Raw genomic sequence first — 4,094 nt, 5'->3', positions numbered from 1 at the left:
AGTTGATGATGCTCACGCGCCAGGCCAGTTGAACCAGCGGCCAAGCTGGTTAGGTTAACGATCGCTTGTTAAGCAGATCTCCCCAGATAAGGACATGGACTTTCACTGCACAACTGCATCATTTACGGTGGTCATTAAATCACTTGGCTTCGTCGTCTTGTGCCAACTCGCCTCTGACCTACGCCTAATATGATGTTCTTGTTCATCAGCTCGCAGTTTTGCTCGCGGCTTCCTTCAGACCTTTCCTCACGGAAAAGCCCTTGCCATTCGCTAGTAGTTAACATTTAATATCAACAAGTTGATGATTAAATGGTGATTTTCCTACAGAGGACTTTCACCCCATTAGTTCATGCCCATGCTGGGCGTACACAAAAATATCAAGGTGACGCATTACACTCGGCGGTTTTAGTATAAAGAATAGTGTGCTTGGTGAGTTAGCCGTGGTGCAACTTATGTTAGACGTTAAATTGATATGGAAGTATCGTGATATTACTAAATAGCCACAATCCAATAACTTCTGACGACCTAAAGATCGTGGAGAGTAAAATTGGCATTGAATTACCTACGGAATATAAGTCATTTTTATTAGAGAATAATGGTGGCCGTCCTAGCTTAGATGGAGTGCGCCATAATGATGAGCACTTCGACTTTGTAGGTTACTTCTATGCTGTTTTAGATGAATCGAAACATGATGACTTAGTGAGGCAAGTAGCAGAACATGTCGGGATGATTCCAAAAAAGTATTTACCTTTCGCTGATAGCCCTGGCGGAGATGCATTTTGTATTTCATTGAAAGCACATGAATATGGTTACATTTATCATTGGGATCATGAAGAAGCAAACTATGATGGAGAGCCTTGGGAATACAACATGACTCTACTAGCTAAGTCACTAAATGAGTTTTTAGGTAACTTGTGTGTTGGCGAATAATCAATTTAATGAGGCTACATGGACTCCCCCGGTTGTCAACAACAGCGTCAGGTAATATAAGGTTTGGGACTGCCGCTCTACATTCGGTCTGTTTATTAGCTTATTTGCCATGACCCTAATGACACTACGCGGTTGCGGTTCCTCATTCGTTAGAAGGCATCTTTTGTGCCCGCCCAACCCTATCCCTGACTTCCTCCCGAGATAGCAAGCGGTAGGTTTGCACGTGTTGCAAGGACTTTAGACCGCCCCCTGAATTTTACGTCATAACGGCGGTTTTATGGATCAGTACCTTGCCTGCCCCATCCCCACCATGGATACTGAATCCAAATCATTGTGGAATGGCGCTAAATCGATGCCATAGGTTAAAAGTGACATGCTGGCCTCCGAGATTTTATCGAACTTGACTCATCAAGTGACGGAGCCGGATGAGGGGTACTCCATGTCATTCGTTAGACATAATGAAGACAAGGATAGTCTGTTGAACATAATATTTGATTTAGACGATACATTGCATGATAAAAGTGCATCACTTAGACGCTATGCTGACGCGCTTTTAAACACTACGTTGAATAGCCTGGACGTACCGGAGCGACAATTTGTCAGCGAGTTTGTTGCTCAAAACAATATCATCCAACCAAAACCACACGTTTTTAGCATTTTATCTAAACGCTTTAACTTTTCGCCACACCTTGAGCGAGAGTTATTGGCTGCTTTTGATCGTTCTTTCCACGAGTTTTCGGTTCCTTTCCATGGTGCAAGACAGACACTCTCAATGCTGAAAAATTGTGGCATCTCCATTGGTTGCATAACGAATGGCAGGGATTTCTTTCAAAGGCGTAAAATTGCAGCTCTGGGGTTTGATGAGTATTTTGATTTCATTCTTACATCAGATGGTGTTGGTGTTAAAAAGCCCGATATTAGGATCTTTGAATTGGGCTTAAGCAACTTTAGCAATAGTGGTAAAAAGGTGTGCTTTTGCGGTGACAGTTTGTCTTCTGATATGGCACCCGCGAAAAGCTTGGGACTTGTAACTGTATGGAAAACTGAATATATGCACAAACCAGACTATGTTGACCATCGTTTTTCGACTTTTCAAGAGTTTGATAAGCTATGGCGAACAACGTTAGTTTACGCATAACAAACAAGGATTAAGGTTTTTCGCAGCCAACACGGGCAGATAGAATAATGGTAAACAGCATGAAAAAACATTTATTTCTTACAGCATGTATTCCTTTTATGGTTTTCCATACCCCCGCAATTGGAAATCTCATCAGTGAACAACTTGCAAACCAAATGGAAGCGTTACACAAAGCCGTTGTAAGCACCCCTTACTCTGCAATCGTAAAACATACGGATGTTACCGTACACGAACTGCCCGAAGATAAATATATAAGCATTCATCTTTACGAAGCCGATGTAATAGATACGATTCGCGGTGAAGTACGTGACAACATTCTGTATACCGTGGTTGTTGGACGTGGTGAGGAGGCAACTATCGACGACTCTCCGGTCATTGTTACCCTTTGCCCGCATGATGACAAATTCTATTGGCCAGGGGTAGGATCACAATTTGATGCCAATTATGATTTAATTGAAGTCGCAAAAAATACCGCCGCAAACGTCGATAAGGATCAATCACAATTTTCTCATTGTGACTAAACCTCCCGATATAACGAGCGGTATATTTTCACGTGTTGCAATGCCTTTTGATCCCCCCCTGAGTTTTACGTTGTAACGGCGGTTTTGTGGATCAGTACCTTGCCTGCCCCATCCTCACCATAGATACTGAAGCCGAATCATTGTGGAATGGCGCTAAATCGATGCCATAGAGTGAAAGTGACATGCTGGCCTCCGAACATATATCGAGTTTAACTCTTCAAATGTGACAGAGCCGGATGAGGGGAAGTCCATGCCATTTGTTATGTTCTTGGAGGACACGGTGGAATATCAAAGAGACAGGGTAACTTTCAATGTTTTCCAGACACTTTCTTTAAATCTATATCAAGCCTGCATATTCAAGGCGTTAGGAAAAAGAGAAAAGCTTGAGTGGCAGCAAATATTGATCGCCGATAATTTACGTATTATCGGTTTTTGTAAATTGGCTTATTGGCTGGCTTCTAAGGTTCAAGCGTCGACATCTAACGATAAGCACAAGTTTTGGTCTACGCATGTTTCAGGCATTGCTTTGCAATACGCTGGTGACAGGGAAGCCGCAAAAAGCATGTTTTTAAAAAGTCAGGATTATGGTTGTGAATTTTCTTTGAGTTTCAGTTTACAGCACTTGGGTAAATTGAACGTTGAGCTTGGTAATTATGAACTCGCTGAAAAGCAGTTCTCTGAAGCATTGATCATACGAAACAAACTGAAGCGAACCGATTTAATCGGCTCGACAAACCGTGCTATTCAAGGGCTACAAAAGCGACGAACATAACAGATAAGGATTAAGCTGTTGCGCAGCCAACACTCAATACCGAGTGTAGAGCAAGCCAGACACTTCTTTATAGCGTCAATTGTACTATTGGGTTTGAAGTGATCATCGCCCTGTCTCTTATCTTAAAACGAGCGATAGCAACACGGACAGGTACGGCTGGCTTTAGTCTTGGTTATCTATATGAACAATAGAATGTTTGCAAACGTTGCAATAACCTTAGAGCGCCCCCTGAGTTTTACGTTATAAAGGCGGTTTTATGAATCAATGCCTTGCCTGCCATATCTTCCTATGGATACTAAATCTCACTCTCTTTGAATGGCGTAAAATCAAGACCATAGAGTGAAAGTGACAGGMTGACYTCCGARYATATMTCGTGTYTGACTCTTCAAGTGTGGCAGAGTCTGGATGAGGAGGAATCCATGCCATTCATTATATTTATCTGGATAGATTCTTCCTATGAAATTTGAAAAACCTCTATTTTACAATAACCCGATAGGCCTTCGGTTTCCCCCTGTGTCAGGATAGTTGTCACTGTTAAAAATTCATCAATTTAGAGGGGCGGAAACAGAGGAAACATGTCTCGTTATTCGCAAGAAAGAAAAGAAGCCATCTTGAAAAAGTTGTTACCACCGTTGTCTCGCTCTGTCGCGGAGATAGCAAAAGAAGAAGGCATCAGTGAAGCAACGCTGTATTATTGGCGAAAACAACTTCGACAATCAGGAGCCGTTGTGCC

At 42.3% G+C, this 4,094-nt stretch carries 5 protein-coding genes; all 5 read left to right on the top strand.

Translation table 11 applies throughout. The annotated features are described in order from the left end of the window. Nucleotides 1-483 precede the first annotated feature (483 nt). A complete protein-coding gene (locus tag L4C36_RS23345; RefSeq protein ID WP_428480166.1) occupies nt 484-930 on the top strand; it encodes an SMI1/KNR4 family protein in 447 nt (148 codons plus the stop codon). Between the two features lie 439 nt (nt 931-1,369). Then, complete coding sequence (locus tag L4C36_RS23340) at nt 1,370-2,068, top strand: HAD family hydrolase (RefSeq protein WP_428480165.1); 699 nt, start codon at nt 1,370-1,372, stop codon at nt 2,066-2,068. Nucleotides 2,069-2,127: 59 nt separating this feature from the next. Then, nucleotides 2,128-2,589 (top strand): hypothetical protein, encoded by a 462-nt coding sequence (locus L4C36_RS23335; protein WP_428480164.1) that lies wholly within the window; start codon nt 2,128-2,130, stop codon nt 2,587-2,589. 262 nt (nt 2,590-2,851) lie between these two features. Then, the gene (locus tag L4C36_RS23330; protein WP_428480168.1) at nt 2,852-3,361 is read left to right on the top strand and encodes a hypothetical protein; all 510 of its coding nucleotides are present in this window, start codon (nt 2,852-2,854) and stop codon (nt 3,359-3,361) included. A gap of 575 nt (nt 3,362-3,936) precedes the next feature. After that, nucleotides 3,937-4,094: transposase (locus L4C36_RS23325; protein WP_428480167.1), on the top strand; the 158-nt coding region annotated here is incomplete at its 3' end.

The organism is Photobacterium japonica (genome assembly GCF_050337005.1).
GTDB classification, from domain to species: domain Bacteria; phylum Pseudomonadota; class Gammaproteobacteria; order Enterobacterales; family Vibrionaceae; genus Photobacterium; species Photobacterium japonica.
The sequence above is the reverse complement of the archived record's forward strand: the minus strand, read 5'-3'. Positions and strand labels throughout refer to the sequence as shown.

What these genes read in the sequence shown, in the direction of transcription:
- L4C36_RS23330 (WP_428480168.1), top strand. Translation starts at nt 2,852, where the DNA reads ATGTTCTTGGAGGACACGGTGGAATATCAAAGAGACAGGGTAACTTTC.
- L4C36_RS23340 (WP_428480165.1), top strand. Translation starts at nt 1,370, where the DNA reads ATGTCATTCGTTAGACATAATGAAGACAAGGATAGTCTGTTGAACATA.
- L4C36_RS23335 (WP_428480164.1), top strand. Translation starts at nt 2,128, where the DNA reads ATGAAAAAACATTTATTTCTTACAGCATGTATTCCTTTTATGGTTTTC.